At 38.5% G+C, this 416-nt stretch carries 1 protein-coding gene and 1 pseudogene; both read right to left on the reverse strand.

Features of this window, described 5'->3' with window-relative positions:
- Positions 1-140, reverse strand: a pseudogene (locus E3E37_RS11265) (transcription elongation factor Spt5); the annotation flags it as partial.
- Positions 141-157: 17 nt separating this feature from the next.
- Positions 158-331: a protein translocase SEC61 complex subunit gamma gene (locus E3E37_RS11270; RefSeq protein WP_167717440.1), complete on the reverse strand. Its 174-nt coding sequence runs from the start codon at positions 329-331 to the stop codon at positions 158-160.
- Positions 332-416 lie beyond the last annotated feature (85 nt).

The raw sequence follows: 416 nt of genomic DNA on the forward strand, positions 1-416 counted from the left end.
ATGTATCCCTTAACCTTCGAAGGAGTTAATATGGCATAAATTGGCAGATTGTATGTTTTTGCTTTGCTGTAAACTAACCTAGCTGTTGTTTCTTCCTGACCTACTGTAACCCTTACTGCAAATATTTTGCTGTCACTCATCTTTACCACCAAAAAGGTCATTGACCTGTTATCAAGGTACCTATAATACGGATAACCATCCCAATTAAGCCAATTAGTATTATTCCAAGGCCAGTAATCTTTGCAGCCATCTTATACTCTTTGCCGCTCGGTTTTTTTGTGACTAATAAAACCCTTTTGGTCTCTGATAAGAAGTTTTTAAGCTTTTCCATGTATCCCTCTGCTGGCACATCTAACACCTCGCTGGTTTGTTAATCTTAGGTGGGAGTTAAGGTTTTAAAAGTTTAGGGTGGAGCT

The organism is Thermococcus sp. ES12 (genome assembly GCF_012027515.1).
Lineage (GTDB): Archaea > Methanobacteriota_B > Thermococci > Thermococcales > Thermococcaceae > Thermococcus > Thermococcus barossii.

Excerpts from the sequence above, each read along its gene's own strand:
- E3E37_RS11270 (WP_167717440.1), bottom strand. The coding sequence starts at position 331 with ATGGAAAAGCTTAAAAACTTCTTATCAGAGACCAAAAGGGTTTTATTA.